Source organism: Mycobacterium avium subsp. avium, assembly GCF_009741445.1.
Taxonomy (GTDB): domain Bacteria; phylum Actinomycetota; class Actinomycetes; order Mycobacteriales; family Mycobacteriaceae; genus Mycobacterium; species Mycobacterium avium.
This window is the reverse complement of the sequence record NZ_CP046507.1, coordinates 3,442,839-3,458,083: the sequence shown is the minus strand read 5'-3', so window position 1 is coordinate 3,458,083 and position 15,245 is coordinate 3,442,839. Positions and strand designations below refer to the sequence as shown.

Annotated in this window: 12 protein-coding genes; 10 read left to right on the top strand and 2 right to left on the bottom strand. The window is 69.2% G+C overall.

What is annotated here, in order from left to right; all coding sequences use genetic code 11:
• Window positions 1-1,053: a M23 family metallopeptidase gene (locus tag MAA44156_RS15945; protein WP_009975215.1), complete on the bottom strand. Its 1,053-nt coding sequence runs from the start codon at window positions 1,051-1,053 to the stop codon at window positions 1-3.
• A 323-nt stretch (window positions 1,054-1,376) separates the two neighbouring features.
• Here MAA44156_RS15945 and sucC point away from each other — a divergent pair, with 323 nt between their 5' ends.
• Genes sucC through MAA44156_RS15930 form a run of 3 tightly spaced genes read left to right on the top strand, consistent with a single transcriptional unit; the run spans window position 1,377 to window position 5,042 of the window.
• Window positions 1,377-2,540 carry an ADP-forming succinate--CoA ligase subunit beta gene (gene sucC, locus MAA44156_RS15940; protein WP_009975218.1) on the top strand — a complete coding sequence of 388 codons (1,164 nt, stop codon included), beginning with the start codon at window positions 1,377-1,379 and terminating at the stop codon, window positions 2,538-2,540.
• A gap of 12 nt (window positions 2,541-2,552) precedes the next feature.
• The gene (sucD, locus tag MAA44156_RS15935) at window positions 2,553-3,455 is read left to right on the top strand and encodes a succinate--CoA ligase subunit alpha (protein ID WP_009975220.1); all 903 of its coding nucleotides are present in this window, start codon (window positions 2,553-2,555) and stop codon (window positions 3,453-3,455) included.
• A gap of 60 nt (window positions 3,456-3,515) precedes the next feature.
• A complete protein-coding gene (locus tag MAA44156_RS15930; RefSeq protein ID WP_009975221.1) occupies window positions 3,516-5,042 on the top strand; it encodes an acetyl-CoA acetyltransferase in 1,527 nt (508 codons plus the stop codon).
• 51 nt (window positions 5,043-5,093) lie between these two features.
• Here MAA44156_RS15930 and MAA44156_RS15925 read toward each other — a convergent pair whose 3' ends face one another.
• Entirely contained in the window at window positions 5,094-5,942 is an 849-nt protein-coding gene (locus MAA44156_RS15925) for an LLM class F420-dependent oxidoreductase (RefSeq protein ID WP_003872829.1), read from the bottom strand.
• 243 nt (window positions 5,943-6,185) lie between these two features.
• Between MAA44156_RS15925 and MAA44156_RS15920 the strand changes: the two genes are divergently transcribed.
• The 7 genes from MAA44156_RS15920 to MAA44156_RS15890 all read left to right on the top strand — a co-directional run bounded on the left by MAA44156_RS15920 (window position 6,186) and on the right by MAA44156_RS15890 (window position 15,212).
• Window positions 6,186-7,094, top strand: a complete 909-nt coding sequence (locus MAA44156_RS15920) for a DUF5336 domain-containing protein (RefSeq protein WP_009975222.1) — start codon at window positions 6,186-6,188, stop codon at window positions 7,092-7,094.
• Between the two features lie 46 nt (window positions 7,095-7,140).
• Window positions 7,141-8,532, top strand: coding sequence for a cell division protein PerM (locus tag MAA44156_RS15915; RefSeq protein ID WP_023885726.1), 1,392 nt, complete (start codon window positions 7,141-7,143; stop codon window positions 8,530-8,532).
• Window positions 8,533-8,756: 224 nt separating this feature from the next.
• Window positions 8,757-9,386 carry a phosphoribosylglycinamide formyltransferase gene (gene purN / locus MAA44156_RS15910; RefSeq protein ID WP_009975225.1) on the top strand — a complete coding sequence of 210 codons (630 nt, stop codon included), beginning with the start codon at window positions 8,757-8,759 and terminating at the stop codon, window positions 9,384-9,386.
• A gap of 14 nt (window positions 9,387-9,400) precedes the next feature.
• On the top strand, window positions 9,401-10,984 hold the full coding sequence (gene purH / locus MAA44156_RS15905; protein ID WP_009975227.1) for a bifunctional phosphoribosylaminoimidazolecarboxamide formyltransferase/IMP cyclohydrolase: 1,584 nt from the start codon (window positions 9,401-9,403) through the stop codon (window positions 10,982-10,984).
• A gap of 183 nt (window positions 10,985-11,167) precedes the next feature.
• Window positions 11,168-11,737 (top strand): LGFP repeat-containing protein, encoded by a 570-nt coding sequence (locus tag MAA44156_RS23460; RefSeq protein WP_003872823.1) that lies wholly within the window; start codon window positions 11,168-11,170, stop codon window positions 11,735-11,737.
• A 102-nt stretch (window positions 11,738-11,839) separates the two neighbouring features.
• Window positions 11,840-13,234: a sigma 54-interacting transcriptional regulator gene (locus MAA44156_RS15895; protein ID WP_003872822.1), complete on the top strand. Its 1,395-nt coding sequence runs from the start codon at window positions 11,840-11,842 to the stop codon at window positions 13,232-13,234.
• Window positions 13,227-15,212: a vWA domain-containing protein gene (locus MAA44156_RS15890; RefSeq protein WP_009975229.1), complete on the top strand. Its 1,986-nt coding sequence runs from the start codon at window positions 13,227-13,229 to the stop codon at window positions 15,210-15,212. Before MAA44156_RS15895 ends, MAA44156_RS15890 begins: the two co-directional genes overlap by 8 nt.
• Window positions 15,213-15,245: the final 33 nt, after the last annotated feature.

Sequence of the window (15,245 nt, the reverse complement as noted above, 5' to 3'; positions counted from 1 at the left end):
TCAACCAGCGTAGTTGCCGACCATAAGGCCACGCTTAGCCAGCCACGGCACCGGGTCGATGCGCTCGGTGCCGCCCTGCAGCACCTCGAAGTGCAGGTGCGGGCCGGTGGAGTTGCCCCGGTTGCCCATGGTGGCGATCTGGTCGCCGGCCATCACCCGCTCGCCGACGCTGACCAGCGCGGTGTTGATGTGGCCGTAGAGCGTGACGGTGCCGTCGGCGTGCCGCAGCTTGACCAGCATCCCGTACCCGCCCGCCGGCCCGGCCTCGATTACGACGCCGTCGGACACCGCGTAGATCGGGGTGCCGATCGAGTTGGCCAGGTCGATGCCGGCGTGCAGCACCCCCCAGCGGTAGCCGAAGTTGGAGGTGAAGATGCCCTTGGTCGGCATCACGTAGAGCGGTTGCTGCAGGCGTGCCTCGCGCTGCGCGCGGTCGTTGGCGAAGGCGACGCCCTTGGCCAGCTCCTGGTTGTGCAGGGCGGCGGTGGCCGCCGGCTCCGCCGCGATCACCTGCGGGCCGCGGACGGTGTTGCTGCCGCCCGCCCCGCCGGTGAGCGAGGACGCGTTGGCGGTCAGCACCGCGTCGGTCTTCGGGGTGTCGGCGTGGCTGGTGGCGGTGTGGGCGGCGGCCGCGGCCGCGCCCGCGGCCATTGCCGAGATCAGCAGCCGGCCGCGGGCCGCGCTGGTCGGTTGCTTGCGATGCTGCCCGCCGCGGCGGGCCACCCCCACCACGTCGGCGCCGCGCGGGCGCTCCGGCCGCCGCTCGGTGCGGGTCGCGACGGTGGTCCGGGGCAGCACCTCGGTGACCGGAGCGGCCAGCCACAGCGGCCGCAGGTCGTCGGTCTCGTTCAGATCGTCGAGCTCGGGCGCCAGCAAGACCTGCGCCTCATTGGCGAAGGGGGAGTCGGTGCTGAAGTCCAGGTCGCCGTGATCGCCGGCGTCGTCACAGAAATCAAGGTCGTCGAAGTCGAATCCGTCCAGCGGGAGAATCTCGGTGACTTCGGTTCGATGGGGTTCCGCCGACCGGGCGCCTGCCGCGCGACCTACCCTCACGACGCCTGTTGTTACGGCAGAAGAGCGGGCAAAACGGTGCTGGGACAACCTGAAATGTCCTCGTATCGTGACCATAACGTTATCTGGACCCTAGGAAGGTATCTGCTGACGCGCGGGACTGGCAACCTCGTCGCACAAACCCGACGGAATTGTGATTTGGATCACCTAGCCGGTCTATCCGGGTCCCGTGAGCTGTGCCACATCGGCGGACGCGGCGGTAGCAGCGTTTTGGCGGGTGGATACAGTTCGTCCGTGCGAGTTGCCGAATGCGGCACCGCCCACCAAGAGGCCTAGTAGTTGAGTCGAGCGAAGACAGAGAGTCCATGGACCTTTTCGAGTATCAAGCAAAAGAATTGTTCGCCAAGCACAACGTACCGACCACGCCGGGACGGGTGACCGACACCGCCGAGGGTGCTCGGGACATCGCCGCCGAGATCGGCCTTCCCGTCATGGTCAAGGCGCAGGTCAAGACCGGTGGACGCGGCAAGGCGGGCGGCGTGAAATATGCCGCCACGCCCGAGGACGCCTACACCCACGCCAAGAACATCCTCGGCCTGGACATCAAGGGCCACGTCGTCAAGAAGCTGCTGGTGTCCGAGGCCAGCGACATCGCCGAGGAGTACTACATCTCCTTCCTGTTGGACCGGGCCAACCGCACCTACCTGGCCATGTGCTCCGTCGAGGGCGGCATGGAGATCGAAGAGGTGGCCGCCACCAAGCCCGAGCGGCTGGCCAAGGTTCCGGTGGATGCCGTCACCGGCGTGGACCTGGCGACCGCGCGGTCCATCGCCGAGAAGGGCCACCTGCCCGCCGAGGTGCTCGACGCGGCCGCGGTCACCATCAACAAGCTGTGGGAGCTCTTCGTCGCCGAGGACGCCACCCTGGTCGAGGTCAACCCTCTGGTGCGCACCCCCGACGACCAGATCCTGGCGCTGGACGGCAAGGTCACCCTGGACGCCAACGCCGACTTTCGGCAGCCCGGCCATGCCGCGTTCGAGGACCGCGACGCCACCGACCCGCTGGAGCTCAAGGCCAAGGAACACGACCTCAACTACGTGAAGCTGGACGGCCAGGTCGGCATCATCGGGAACGGCGCGGGCCTGGTGATGTCCACCCTGGACGTCGTCGCCTACGCGGGCGAGAAGCACGGCGGGGTCAAGCCGGCCAACTTCCTCGACATCGGCGGCGGCGCGTCGGCGGAGGTGATGGCCGCGGGCCTGGACGTCATCCTGCACGACAAGCAGGTCAAGAGCGTGTTCGTGAACGTGTTCGGCGGCATCACCTCGTGCGACGCCGTCGCCAACGGCATCGTGACCGCCCTGAACATGCTCGGTGACGAGGCGAACAAGCCGCTGGTGGTTCGGCTCGACGGCAACAACGTCGACCAGGGTCGCCGCATCCTCGCCGAAGCCAACCACCCGCTGGTGATCCAGGCCGAGACCATGGACTCCGGCGCCGACAAAGCCGCCGAGCTGGCGAACAAGTAAGGGAGCCAAGCCATGTCGATCTTTTTGAACAAGGACTCCAAGGTCATCGTCCAGGGCATCACCGGCGGCGAGGGCACCAAGCACACCGCGCTGATGCTCAAGGCCGGCACCCAGGTGGTGGGCGGGGTGAACGCCCGCAAGGCCGGGACCACGGTTTCGCACGTGGACCCGGTCGGCAAGGACGTCGAGCTGCCGGTGTTCGGCACGGTGTCCGAGGCGATGAAGGAGACCGGCGCCAACGTGTCGGTGGTGTTCGTGCCGCCGAAGTTCGCCAAGGACGCGATCATCGAAGCCATCGACGCCGAGATCCCGCTGCTGGTCGTCATCACCGAGGGAATTCCGGTGCAGGACAGCGCATATGCGTGGGCCTACAACGTGGACAAGGGTCAGAAGGCCCGCATCATCGGACCCAACTGCCCGGGCATCATCACGCCCGGCGAGGCGCTGGCCGGCATCACCCCGGCCAACATCAGCGGTCCCGGGCCGGTCGGGCTGGTGTCCAAGTCCGGCACCCTGACCTACCAGATGATGTACGAGCTGCGCGATTTCGGGTTCTCCACCTCGATCGGCATCGGCGGTGACCCGATCATCGGCACCACCCACATCGACGCCATCGAGGCGTTCGAGAAGGACCCCGACACCAAGATCATCGTGATGATCGGCGAGATCGGCGGCGACGCCGAGGAGCGCGCGGCCGACTACATCAAGGCCAATGTGTCCAAGCCGGTCGTCGGCTATGTCGCGGGATTCACTGCGCCGGAAGGCAAGACGATGGGTCACGCCGGCGCCATCGTGTCCGGCTCGTCGGGCACCGCGGCCGCCAAGAAGGAGGCCCTGGAGGCCGCCGGCGTCAAGGTCGGCAAGACGCCGTCGGAGACGGCCGCGCTGGCCCGAGAGATCCTGCAGAGCCTGTAGCGGCCCGCGGTTGGGGCCCCGGATTTTGCCGGGGCCCGGCCCGCGGTAGATAGTGGGTCTATGAATCTCGACCCGAACACCCCCGTCATCGTCGGGGTGGGGCAGTTCACCGAGCGCATCGAGGACTCCGGGTACCGCGGCATGTCGTCGGTGGAGCTGGCGACGGAAGCGGCGCGGGCGGCGCTGCACGACTGCGGGGCCGACGCCACCGCCGTCGCCGCGGCCGTCGACACCGTCGCCGCGATCCGGCAATTCGAGCTGTCCGGGCGCACGCCTGCGCCCATGGGTAAGTCCAACAACTACCCGCGGTCGGTCGCGCGGCGCATCGGCGCCGCCCCGGCCCGCGCCGTCCTCGAACCCATCGGCGGCCAGGGCCCCCAGCATCTGGTCACCGAGTTCGCCGGTGTCATCGCCGCGGGGGACGCCGAGGTCGTGATGATCTTCGGCTCCGAAAACACTTCCAGCATCCGGTATTTCGCCGACCGGGAGAAGCCGGACCACTCGGAGACGGTCGAGGGTTCCCTCGAGGACCGGGGTTTCGGCTACGAAGGCCTGTTCGACGACTACACCGTCGCCCACGGCCTGATCGGCGCGCCGGCCCAGTACGGGCTGCTGGAGAACGCGCGCCGCGCCCGGCTGGGCTTGAGCGTGGCCGACTACCGGCGCCGGATGGGCGAGCTGTTCGCCCCGTTCACCAAGGTGGCGGCCAAAAACCCGTTCGCGTCCGCCCCGGTGGAACGCAGCGTCGACGAGCTCATCACGGTGACCCCGTCCAACCGGATGATCTGCGATCCCTACCCCCGGCTGCTGGTGGCCCGCGACCAGGTCAACCAGGGCGCGGCCGCGCTGTTGATGTCGGTGGCCGCCGCGCGGCGGCTCCGCGTGCCCGAGGAGCGCTGGGTGTTCCTGCACGGACACGCGGACATGGTGGACCAGCCGCTGCTGGACCGCTTCGACCTGACCTACAACTCGGCGTCGGTGCTGGCGGTCCAGGAGGCGCTGGCCGGGGCGGGCATCGGCATCGACGACGTCTCGACGTTCGATCTGTACAGCTGCTTCCCGGTGCCGGTGTTCAACTTCTGCGACGGCACGGGCCTGGCCACCGACGATCCGCGCGGCCTGACGCTCACCGGCGGCCTGCCGTACTTCGGCGGACCGGGCAACAACTACTCGCTGCACGGCATCGCCGAGACGGTCAGCGAAATGCGGGACCGGCCAGGCCAGTTCGGCTTGGTCGCCGCCAACGGCGGGATCATGAGCAAGTACTCCGTCGGGGTGTACTCGACCACGCCGGTGAACTGGAAACCCGACAACAGCGCCGCGCTGCGCGCCGAGGTCGCCGCCCGTCCCACGGTTCCGGTGACCGTAAGGGCGGACGGTCGCGCGACCATCGAGACCTACACCGTGCGCTACGACTGGCCGGTGCGCACCGGCATCATGATCGGCCGCCTCGACGACGACGGCAGCCGCTTTTTGGCCTTGAGCGAGGATCCCGAGCTGGTCGCCCTGCTCAGCGACGGCGAGCCGCTCGGCGCGTCGATCGTGGTCCGGGCGACCGAGAAGGACAACCGGGCCACGCTGGCCTGATTCCGCGGCGCGTGCCTGGCCTGGGCGTCACGTCCGTGGCCTGGGTCATTGTCACACCAGGGCGGCGAGCTTGCCGGCCAGCCGCTCGACGTAGGCGGCGACCTCGTCCTCGGACTTGTCCGGCAGGCCGAACAGCACCTCGGTCACCCCGAGCTCGGCCCATCGGGCCAGCTTCTCGGCGTCCGGCTTGAAGTCGAGCGCCACGATCTGCGGGGCGCCGTCGCGGCCGGCGGCCGCCCAGGTGTCCTGCAGCAGCTTGACCGGTTCGTCGATGTCGAAATCGCGCGGCGTGGTGATCCAGCCGTCGGCGCTGCGCGCGATCCATTTGAAGTTCTTCTCGTTGCCGGCCGCGCCCACCAGCACCGGGATGTGCGGCTGCACCGGCTTGGGCCAGGCCCAGCTGGGCCCGAACTTGACGAACTCGCCGTCGTAGCTGGCTTCCTCGTCGGTCCACAGCGCCCGCATCGCTTCCAGGTATTCGCGCAGCATGGTGCGGCGCCGGCCCGCCGGCACGCCGTGGTCGGCGAGTTCGTCGGTGTTCCAGCCGAACCCGACGCCGAGGCTGACCCGGCCGCCGGACAGATGGTCAAGGGTGGCAATACTTTTCGCCAGCGTGATCGGGTCGTGTTCGACCGGCAGGGCCACCGCGGTGGACAGCCGCACCCGCGACGTGACGGCACAGGCCGCGCCCAGACTGACCCACGGGTCCAGGGTGCGCATGTAGCGGTCGTCGGGCAGCGACGCGTCGCCGGTGGTCGGATGCGCGGCCTCCCGCTTGATCGGGATATGCGTGTGTTCCGGCACGTAGAAGGTCGCAAACCCGTGGTCGTCGGCAAGCTTCGCGGCCGCAGCCGGAGAGATGCCACGGTCGCTGGTGAAAAGCACAAGCCCGTAATCCATGCAGTGAATTAGAACGTGTTCTACCTCTGCGGGGCAAGCTGTCGTGATACGGACCGTCTCGCCGCGCGGTCGTCTCCGAAGCCCGCGGGCAAGCCAATGGCGACGGCACCGGCCGTCGCACGTGCGCTAGCGTGGGCGATCGACCGTGTCGCTCGCGCAGTGACGCGCCTGCAAGCACCGCGTCGCATCGCAACCGTGGCGCCCGCTCGGCACTAAAAGGCAGTGGAAGCAACAGGAGGAGCCATGACCTACTCTCCCGGCAGCCCCGGATATCCACCGGCGCAGTCTGGCGGCACCTATGCAGGCGCCACACCATCTTTCGCCAAAGACGACGACGGCAAGAGCAAACTCCCGCTCTACCTCAACATCGCCGTGGTCGCCCTGGGTTTCGCGGCCTACCTGCTGAATTTCGGCCCCACCTTCACCATCGGCGCCGACCTCGGCCCGGGTATCGGCGGCCGCGCGGGTGACGCCGGCACCGCCGTCGTGGTGGCGCTGCTGGCCGCGCTGCTCGCCGGGCTGGGCCTGCTGCCCAAGGCCAAGAGTTATGTGGGCGTGGTCGCGGTCGTCGCGGTGCTCGCCGCGCTGCTGGCCATCACCGAGACGATCAACCTGCCCGCCGGTTTCGCGATCGGCTGGGCGATGTGGCCGCTGGTGGCGTGCGTGGTGCTGCAGGCGATCGCCGCGGTGGTCGTGGTCCTGCTGGACGCCGGGGTGATCACGGCGCCGGCGCCGCGGCCCAAGTACGACCCCTACGCGCAGTACGGCCAGTACGGGCAATACGGCCAGTACGGGCAACAGCCCTACTACGGTCAGCCGGGCGGTCAGCCCGGGGGCCAGCCGGGTGGTCAGCAGCACGGTCAGCAGCATTCGCCGCAGGGCTACGGGTCGCAGTACGGCGGTTACGGCCAGGGCGGCGCTCCGACCGGCGGTTTCGGCGCCCAGCCGTCGCCGCAGTCCGGCCCGCAACAGTCCGCGCAGCAGCAGGGCCCGTCCACACCGCCCACCGGCTTCCCCAGCTTCAGCCCGCCGCCCAACGTCGGCGGGGGATCGGACTCCGGTTCGGCGACCGCCAATTACTCCGAGCAGGCCGGTGGCCAGCAGTCCTACGGCCAGGAGCCTTCTTCACCGTCTGGGCCGACGCCCGCCTAACGTGCCCTGTCGCGCCTAGTCGGGAACGTGCCCCAGAGTGACACGGGTGGAGGACAACCGGGCAGCGGGCGCTCGCCAGGCGCGTGACCTCGTCAGGGTCGCGTTCGCCCCGGCGGTGGTGGCACTGGTCATCATCGCCGCGGTCACGCTGATCCAGTTGTTGATCGCCAACAGCGACATGACCGGCGCGTTGGGCGCCATCGCCAGCATGTGGCTGGGCGTGCACCAGGTGCCGGTGTCGATCGGCGGCCGCGAACTGGGTGTGCTGCCGCTGCTGCCGGTGTTGCTGATGGTGTGGGCCACGGCGCGCAACACCGCGCGGGCCACCTCGCCGCACTCGTCGTGGTTGGTCATTCGCTGGGTGGTTGCCTCGGCGCTGGGTGGCCCGTTGTTGATGACGGCGGTCGCGCTGGCCGTCATCCACGACGCGTCGTCGGTGATCACCGAGTTGCAGACGCCCAGCGCGCTGCGGGCATTTCTGAGCGTGCTCCTGGTGCATGCCATCGGCGCCGGGATCGGGGTGTGGTCGCAGGTGGGGCCGCGCGCGCTGGCGGCGTCGTCGCTGCCCTATTGGCTGGGTGATTCGTTGCGCGCCGCGACCGCCGGCGTCTTGGCGCTGCTCGGGCTGTCCGGCTTCGTGACCGCCGGGTCGCTGGTGGTGCATTGGGCGACCATGCAGGAGCTCTACGGGATCACCGATTCGATCTTCGGCGAGTTCAGCCTCACCGTGTTGTCAATGCTGTACGCCCCCAACGTCATTGTGGGCACCGCGGCGGTGGCCGTCGGGTCCAGCGCGCACATCGGTTTCGCGACGTTCAGTTCGTTCACCGTGTTCGGCGGGGACATCCCGGCCCTGCCGGTGCTCGCCGCCGTGCCCCGGCCGCCGCTGGGACCGGTGTGGGTTGCGCTGCTCATCATCGGGGCGTCGTCGGGCGTGGCGGTCGGGCAGCAGTGCGCGCGGCGCCCGCTGCCGCCCGTTGCCGCGATGGTCAAACTGCTGGCCGCCTCGGTGGCCGGGGCGATGGTGATGTCGCTGCTCGCCTACGCCGGCAGCGGCCAGCTGGGCAACTTCGGGCACGTCGGCGTGGACCAGGGTGCGCTGCTGGTCGGGGTCTTCTTCTGGTTCGCGGTGGTCGGCGGGGCCACGGTGGTGATGAGCGGCGGGATCCGGCGCCCCACCCGACGGCTCAAGCCTCGCCCCGCGCCCGCGGCGCCGGTGGCCGAGGAGCACGATTCCGTCTTCGGCGAGGCGGTCGGGCCCGTTGGTGACGTTGCGGGCCTCGACGAGGTTGCGGCGGAGGGTGTCGACGAGGTTGCGGCGGGGGGTGTCGACGAATCCCCGGGCGTTGCGGGCGAGCGTGAGGGTGACGCGGGTGATCCGGGGGAGCGCGGGTCCGGTGACGCGGGCGATGCGGGCGAGCGCCGGCCCGGGGAATAGGAACTTTGCCCGCCTCTGAGCGACAACGACACGTCGGGGGATCGGACTTCGGTGATTGTCGCTCAGAGGCGGGCACTTCCCATGTGCCCCGCCGGCCCGGCGCGCCGGATTGTCGGGCTCCTCAGCGTGCCGTGACGGCACGCATCGTCGCCCACGGTGTCGGATTGTCGGGCTCCTCAGTGTGCCGTGACGGCACGCATCGTCGCCCGACTAGGCTCGCCGATGTGGTCGAACCGCTGCATGTGCCCCCCAATGCGCCGGCGCGGGTGGTGGTGCTGGCTTCGGGTACCGGATCGCTGCTCAGCTCGCTCATCGACGCCGCCGTGGGCGACTATCCGGCCCGGGTGGTCGCGGTCGGGGCCGACCGCGACTGCCTGGCCACCCAGATCGCCGCGGCCGCCTCCCTGCCCTCCTTCACCGTCCGGCTCGGCGACCACCCCGACCGCGCCGCCTGGGACGCCGCGATCACCGAGGCCACCGCCGCCCACTCGCCCGACCTGGTGGTATCCGCAGGGTTTATGAAAATCCTTGGGCCGCAATTTCTTTCACGCTTCTACGGGCGGGTCATCAACACGCATCCGGCGCTGCTGCCGGCCTTCCCGGGCGCACATGGCGTGGCCGAAGCGTTGGCCTACGGCGTGAAGGTCACAGGCTGTACGGTGCACCTGGTGGACGCCGGGACGGACACCGGGCCGATTTTGGCTCAGCAATCCGTTCCGGTGCTCGACGGCGACGACGAACAGACGTTGCATGAACGCATCAAAGTCACCGAACGCGAGCTGCTGGTGGATGTGGTGGCTGCGATCGCGACCGGCGGCCTGACCCTGGTCGGGAGAAAAGCGACGATCGGATGAAAGGCGACCAACCGATGAGCACCGACGACTGGCGGGAAAACGCCAAAAGGCCGATCCGTCGCGCCTTGATCAGCGTGTACGACAAGACCGGTCTGGTCGAGCTCGCCCAGGGACTGACCGAGGCGGGCGTCGAGATCGTCTCGACCGGTTCCACCGCGAAGGTCATTGCCGAGAAAGGCATTCCGGTGACCCGGGTCGAGGAGCTGACCGGTTTCCCCGAAGTGCTCGACGGCCGGGTCAAGACACTGCACCCGCGCGTGCACGCTGGACTGCTGGCGGATCTGCGCAAACCCGAACACGCCGCGGCGCTCGAGCAACTCGGCATCGCCGCCTTCGAGCTCGTCGTCGTCAACCTGTATCCGTTCACCGAAACCGTCGACTCCGGCGCCGGCATCGACGAATGCGTCGAACAGATCGATATCGGCGGCCCGTCGATGGTGCGGGCCGCCGCCAAGAACCACCCCAGCGTGGCGGTGGTCGTCGACCCACTCGGCTACGACGGGGTGCTCGCGGCGGTGCGCCACGGCGGATTCACCCTCGCCGAGCGTAAAAGGCTGGCGGCGTTGGCGTTTCAGCACACCGCCGACTACGACATCGCGGTGGCGACGTGGATGGAGTCGACGCTGGCCCCCGAACATCCGCCGACCACCTTCCCGAAGTGGCTGGGCCGCAGCTGGCGCCGCTCGGCGATGCTGCGCTACGGCGAGAACCCGCACCAGCAGGCGTCGCTGTACAGCGACCCGGGTGCCTGGCCGGGCCTGGCGCAAGCCGAGCAGCTGCACGGAAAAGAGATGTCCTACAACAACTTCACCGATGCGGACGCGGCCTGGCGGGCGGCCTTCGACCATGAACAAACGTGTGTGGCAATCATCAAGCACGCCAACCCATGTGGGATCGCGATCTCGTCGACATCGGTCGCCGACGCGCATCGCAAGGCCCACGAATGCGATCCGCTGAGCGCGTTCGGCGGCGTCATCGCCGCCAACACCGAAGTCAGCGTCGAGATGGCCGAATACGTCAGCACCATCTTCACCGAGGTGATCATCGCCCCCGCGTATCAGCCCGCCGCCCTGGACATCCTGACCGGCAAGAAGAACATCCGGGTGCTGGTGGCGTCCGAGCCGCTGACCGGCGGCACCGAACTGCGCCCGATCAGCGGCGGGCTGCTGGTGCAGCAGCGCGACGAACTCGACGCGCACGGCGACAACCCGGCCAATTGGACGCTGGCCACCGGGGCACCCGCCGACCCGGCCACGCTGGCGGACCTGGCGTTCGCGTGGCGGGTTTGCCGCGCCGTCAAATCGAATGCCATCGTGATCGCCGCCGGCGGCGCCACCATCGGCGTCGGCATGGGCCAGGTGAACCGGGTCGACGCCGCCCGGCTGGCCGTCGAACGAGGCGGGGACCGGGTGCGCGGCGCGGTCGCGGCCTCGGATGCGTTCTTCCCGTTCCCCGACGGGCTCGAGACGCTCACCGGCGCCGGGGTGAAGGCCGTCGTGCACCCCGGCGGGTCGGTGCGCGACGACGAGGTGACCGCGGCCGCCGCCAACGCCGGCATCACGCTCTATCTCACCGGGGCGCGTCACTTCGCCCACTAGCGATTGGCCGCGCTGCCGGTGATGGGGGTCACAAACGCGTCGATTCTCAGTACGATGCGTTCGGGGGAGGACCCGACGGCCCCTGCGAGTTTCCTCCTTTCCTTTCGGGCGGTCGCGGATCGACCTACCTTCCCTTTTCGATACACGGACGGCTGGTCCCGTCCATTTTCGAGAGGAATTGAAATGCGCGAGATTACGAAACGAACGGCTGCTTTCTCCGTTGCGCTTGCGGCCTTCGCGCTGATCGGTGGGGCGTGCAGCAAGTCGAACAACGCCGGGCAGACAACCAGCTCGGCGAGTTCGTCGGCGACCTCCTCGGCGACCTCGGGAACCTCGGCGAGCGCGGCGCCGTCGGAAAGCACGGGCACCAGCGGCGCCCCGAGTTCGACGCAGATCAACGGCGCCAACGGCACCCCGTACACCGTCGAGGGGCCGATCCTGGCCAAGTACAACGCCCTCGACGACAAGGCGCGCAAGGACTTGGGCGCCCCGACGGGCAACGAGCAGAAGAACCCGGACGGCGGCGTCTACCAGCAATTCGACGGCGGCGTGATCGTTTCCAAGACGCAGGCTTACGTGGTGTGGGGCAAGATCCGCGACAAGTGGAACCAGCTGGGCGGGTCGCAGGGCCAGTTGGGTTACCCGACCAGCGACGAGGTGGACACCCCCGACGGCGCGAAGAAGTCGACGTTCGAGCACGGCACCATCACCTGGAAGCCGGGTGACGCCGAGGCCACCGTCACCACCGGTTAGGTACGCCGCGAAGGCCGGGCGTCCCCACGATGCCCGGCCTTCGTGTCGGCACGCAGTGAACGCCCTTCGGATGACGCGTCTGGGCGCTCGTCGTAGCGTGGAGTGGTGACGTCACCGAGCAACCTGCCCCGCACCGTCGGCGAATTGCGTGCCGCCGGACATCGTGAACGGGGAGTCAAGCAGGAAATCCGCGAGAATCTGCTGGCCCGCCTCGCCGAAGGCGGCGACGGTGAGGCCATCTGGCCGGGCATCCTGGGATTCGACGACACCGTCCTGCCTCAGCTGGAGCGGGCGCTGATCGCCGGCCACGACTTCGTGCTGCTCGGTGAGCGCGGCCAGGGCAAGACCCGGCTGCTGCGCGCGCTGGTCGGCCTGCTCGACGAGTGGACGCCCGTGATCGCCGGGGCCGAACTGGGCGAGCACCCGTATTCGCCGATCACGCCGGAGTCCATCCGCAAGGCCGCCACGCTGGGTGACGACCTGCCGGTGGAGTGGAAGCACCGCAGCGAGCGCTACACCGAGAAACTGGCCACCCCGGACACCAGCGTCGCCGACCTGGTCGGCGACATCGACCCGATCAAGGTCGCCGAGGGTCGCAGCCTCGGGGACCCGGAGACCATCGCCTACGGGCTGATCCCGCGGGCACACCGCGGCATCGTCGCCGTCAACGAGCTCCCCGACCTCGCCGAGCGCATCCAGGTGTCGATGCTCAACGTGATGGAGGAACGCGACATCCAGGTCCGCGGCTACACGCTGCGGCTGCCGCTGGACGTGCTGGTGGTGGCCAGCGCCAACCCGGAGGACTACACCAACCGGGGCCGCATCATCACCCCGCTCAAGGACCGCTTCGGCGCCGAGATCCGCACCCACTACCCGCTCGAGTTGTCCGCGGAAGTCGGCGTGATCGCGCAGGAAGCGCACCTGTCCGCCCACGTCCCCGACTACCTGATGCAGATCATCGCGCGGTTCGCGCGTTACCTGCGCGAGTCCAACTCCGTCGACCAGCGGTCCGGAGTGTCGGCGCGGTTCGCGATCGCGGCCGCCGAAACCGTCGCGGCCGCGGCCCGGCACCGCGGCGCCGTGCTGGGCGAGACGGATCCGGTGGCCCGGGTCGTCGACCTGGGCACGGTGATCGACGTGCTGCGCGGCAAGCTGGAATTCGAGTCCGGCGAGGAAGGCCGCGAACAGGCGGTGCTCGAGCACTTGCTGCGCCGCGCGACCGCCGACACCGCGTCGCGGGTGCTGGGCGGCATCGACGTCGGGTCGCTGGTGGCCGCCGTCGAGGGCGGCTCGGCGGTGACGACGGGTGAGCGGGTGTCGGCCAAGGATGTGCTGGCGGCGATCCCCAGCCTGCCGGTGGTGGACAAGATCGCCGACAAGCTGCACGCCCGCTCGGAGGGCGAACGCGCCGCGGCGCTCGAACTTGCGCTGGAGGCACTGTATTTGGCCAAGCGAATCGACAAGGTGTCCGGGGAGGGCCAGACCGTCTATGGCTAACAGGGGCCACTCGTCGCGATACTCGGCGTACACCGGCGGACCCGATCCGCTGGCGCCCCCGGTGGATCTGCGGGAGGCGCTCGAACAGATCGGCCAGGACGTGATGGCCGGCACCTCGCCGCGGCGTGCCCTCTCCGAGCTGCTGCGGCGCGGCACCAAGAACATGCCCGGCGCCGACCGGCTGGCCGCCGAGGCCAACCGGCGGCGACGGGAATTGTTGCGCCGCAACAATTTAGACGGCACCCTGCAGGAGATCAAGAAGCTGCTGGACGAGGCCGTGCTGGCCGAACGCAAGGAGCTGGCCCGCGCGCTCGACGATGACGCCCGGTTCGGTGAACTGCAGCTCGATGCGCTGCCGGCGTCGCCGGCCAAGGCCGTGCAGGAGCTTTCCGAATACAACTGGCGCAGCAGCGAGGCGCGTGAAAAGTACGACCAGATCAAGGATCTGCTCGGGCGCGAGATGCTCGACCAACGCTTCGCGGGCATGAAGCAGGCGCTGCAGGGCGCCACCGACGAGGACCGTCAGCGGGTCAGCGACATGCTGAACGACCTCAACGACCTGCTGGACAAGCACGCCAAAGGCCAAGACTCCCAGCAGGACTTCGACGACTTCATGGCCAAGCACGGCGAGTTCTTCCCGGAGAGCCCGCGCAATGTCGAGGAGCTGCTGGATTCGTTGGCCAAGCGCGCCGCCGCCGCGCAGCGGTTCCGCAACAGCCTCAGCGCCGAGCAGCGCGCCGAGCTGGATGCCTTGGCGCAGCAGGCTTTCGGCTCGCCCGACCTGATGCAGGCGCTGAACCGGCTCGACGCGCATCTGCAGGCGGCGCGGCCCGGGGAGGACTGGGGCGGGTCCGAGCAGTTCTCCGGCGACAACCCGTTCGGCATGGGCGAGGGCACCCAGGCGCTGGCCGACATCGCCGAGCTGGAGCAACTGGCCGAGCAGCTCTCGCAAAGCTATCCGGGCGCCACCATGGATGACGTCGATCTGGACGCGCTGGCACGCCAACTCGGCGACGAGGCGGCCGTCGACGCCCGCACGCTCGCCGAGCTGGAACGGGCGCTGGTCAATCAGGGCTTTTTGGACCGCGGGTCCGACGGCCAGTGGCGGCTGTCGCCGAAGGCCATGCGCCGCCTGGGTGAGACGGCGTTACGCGATGTGGCACAACAGCTTTCCGGCCGCCGCGGTGAACGTGACCACCGGCGCGCGGGGGCGGCCGGCGAACTCACCGGCGCCACCCGGCCCTGGCAGTTCGGTGACACCGAGCCGTGGAACATCTCCCGCACCCTGACCAACGCCGTGCTGCGCCAAGCCGGGACGGCCACTCTGGACGGACCGGACGGGCGGTTGAAGATCACCGTCGACGACGTCGAGGTCTCCGAAACCGAGACGCGCACGCAGGCCGCGGTCGCGCTGCTGGTGGACACGTCGTTCTCGATGGTGATGGAGAACCGCTGGCTGCCGATGAAGCAGACGGCGCTGGCGCTCAACCATCTGGTGTGCACCCGGTTCCGTTCGGATGCCTTGCAGATCATTGCTTTTGGCCGCTACGCCCGGACGGTGACCGCCGCCGAGCTGACCGGGCTGGAGGGTGTGTACGAGCAGGGCACCAATCTGCATCACGCGCTGGCGCTGGCGGGCCGGCATCTGCGTCGCCACCCCAACGCGCAGCCCGTGGTGCTGGTGGTCACCGACGGTGAGCCGACCGCGCACCTGGAGGACTTCGAGGGCGAGGGCACGACCGTGTTCTTCGACTATCCCCCGCACCCGCGGACCATCGCGCACACCGTGCGCGGCTTCGACGAGATGGCACGGCTGGGGGCGCAGATCACCATCTTCCGGCTGGGCAGCGACCCCGGCCTGGCTCGGTTCATCGACCAGGTGGCCCGGCGCGTCGAGGGGCGCGTGGTGGTGCCCGACCTCGACGGATTGGGAGCGGCCGTGGTGGGTGACTACCTGCGGTCCCGGCGGCGTCGATAGCGACACCGGTCGCGCGTCTGAGTTTGACTGAGA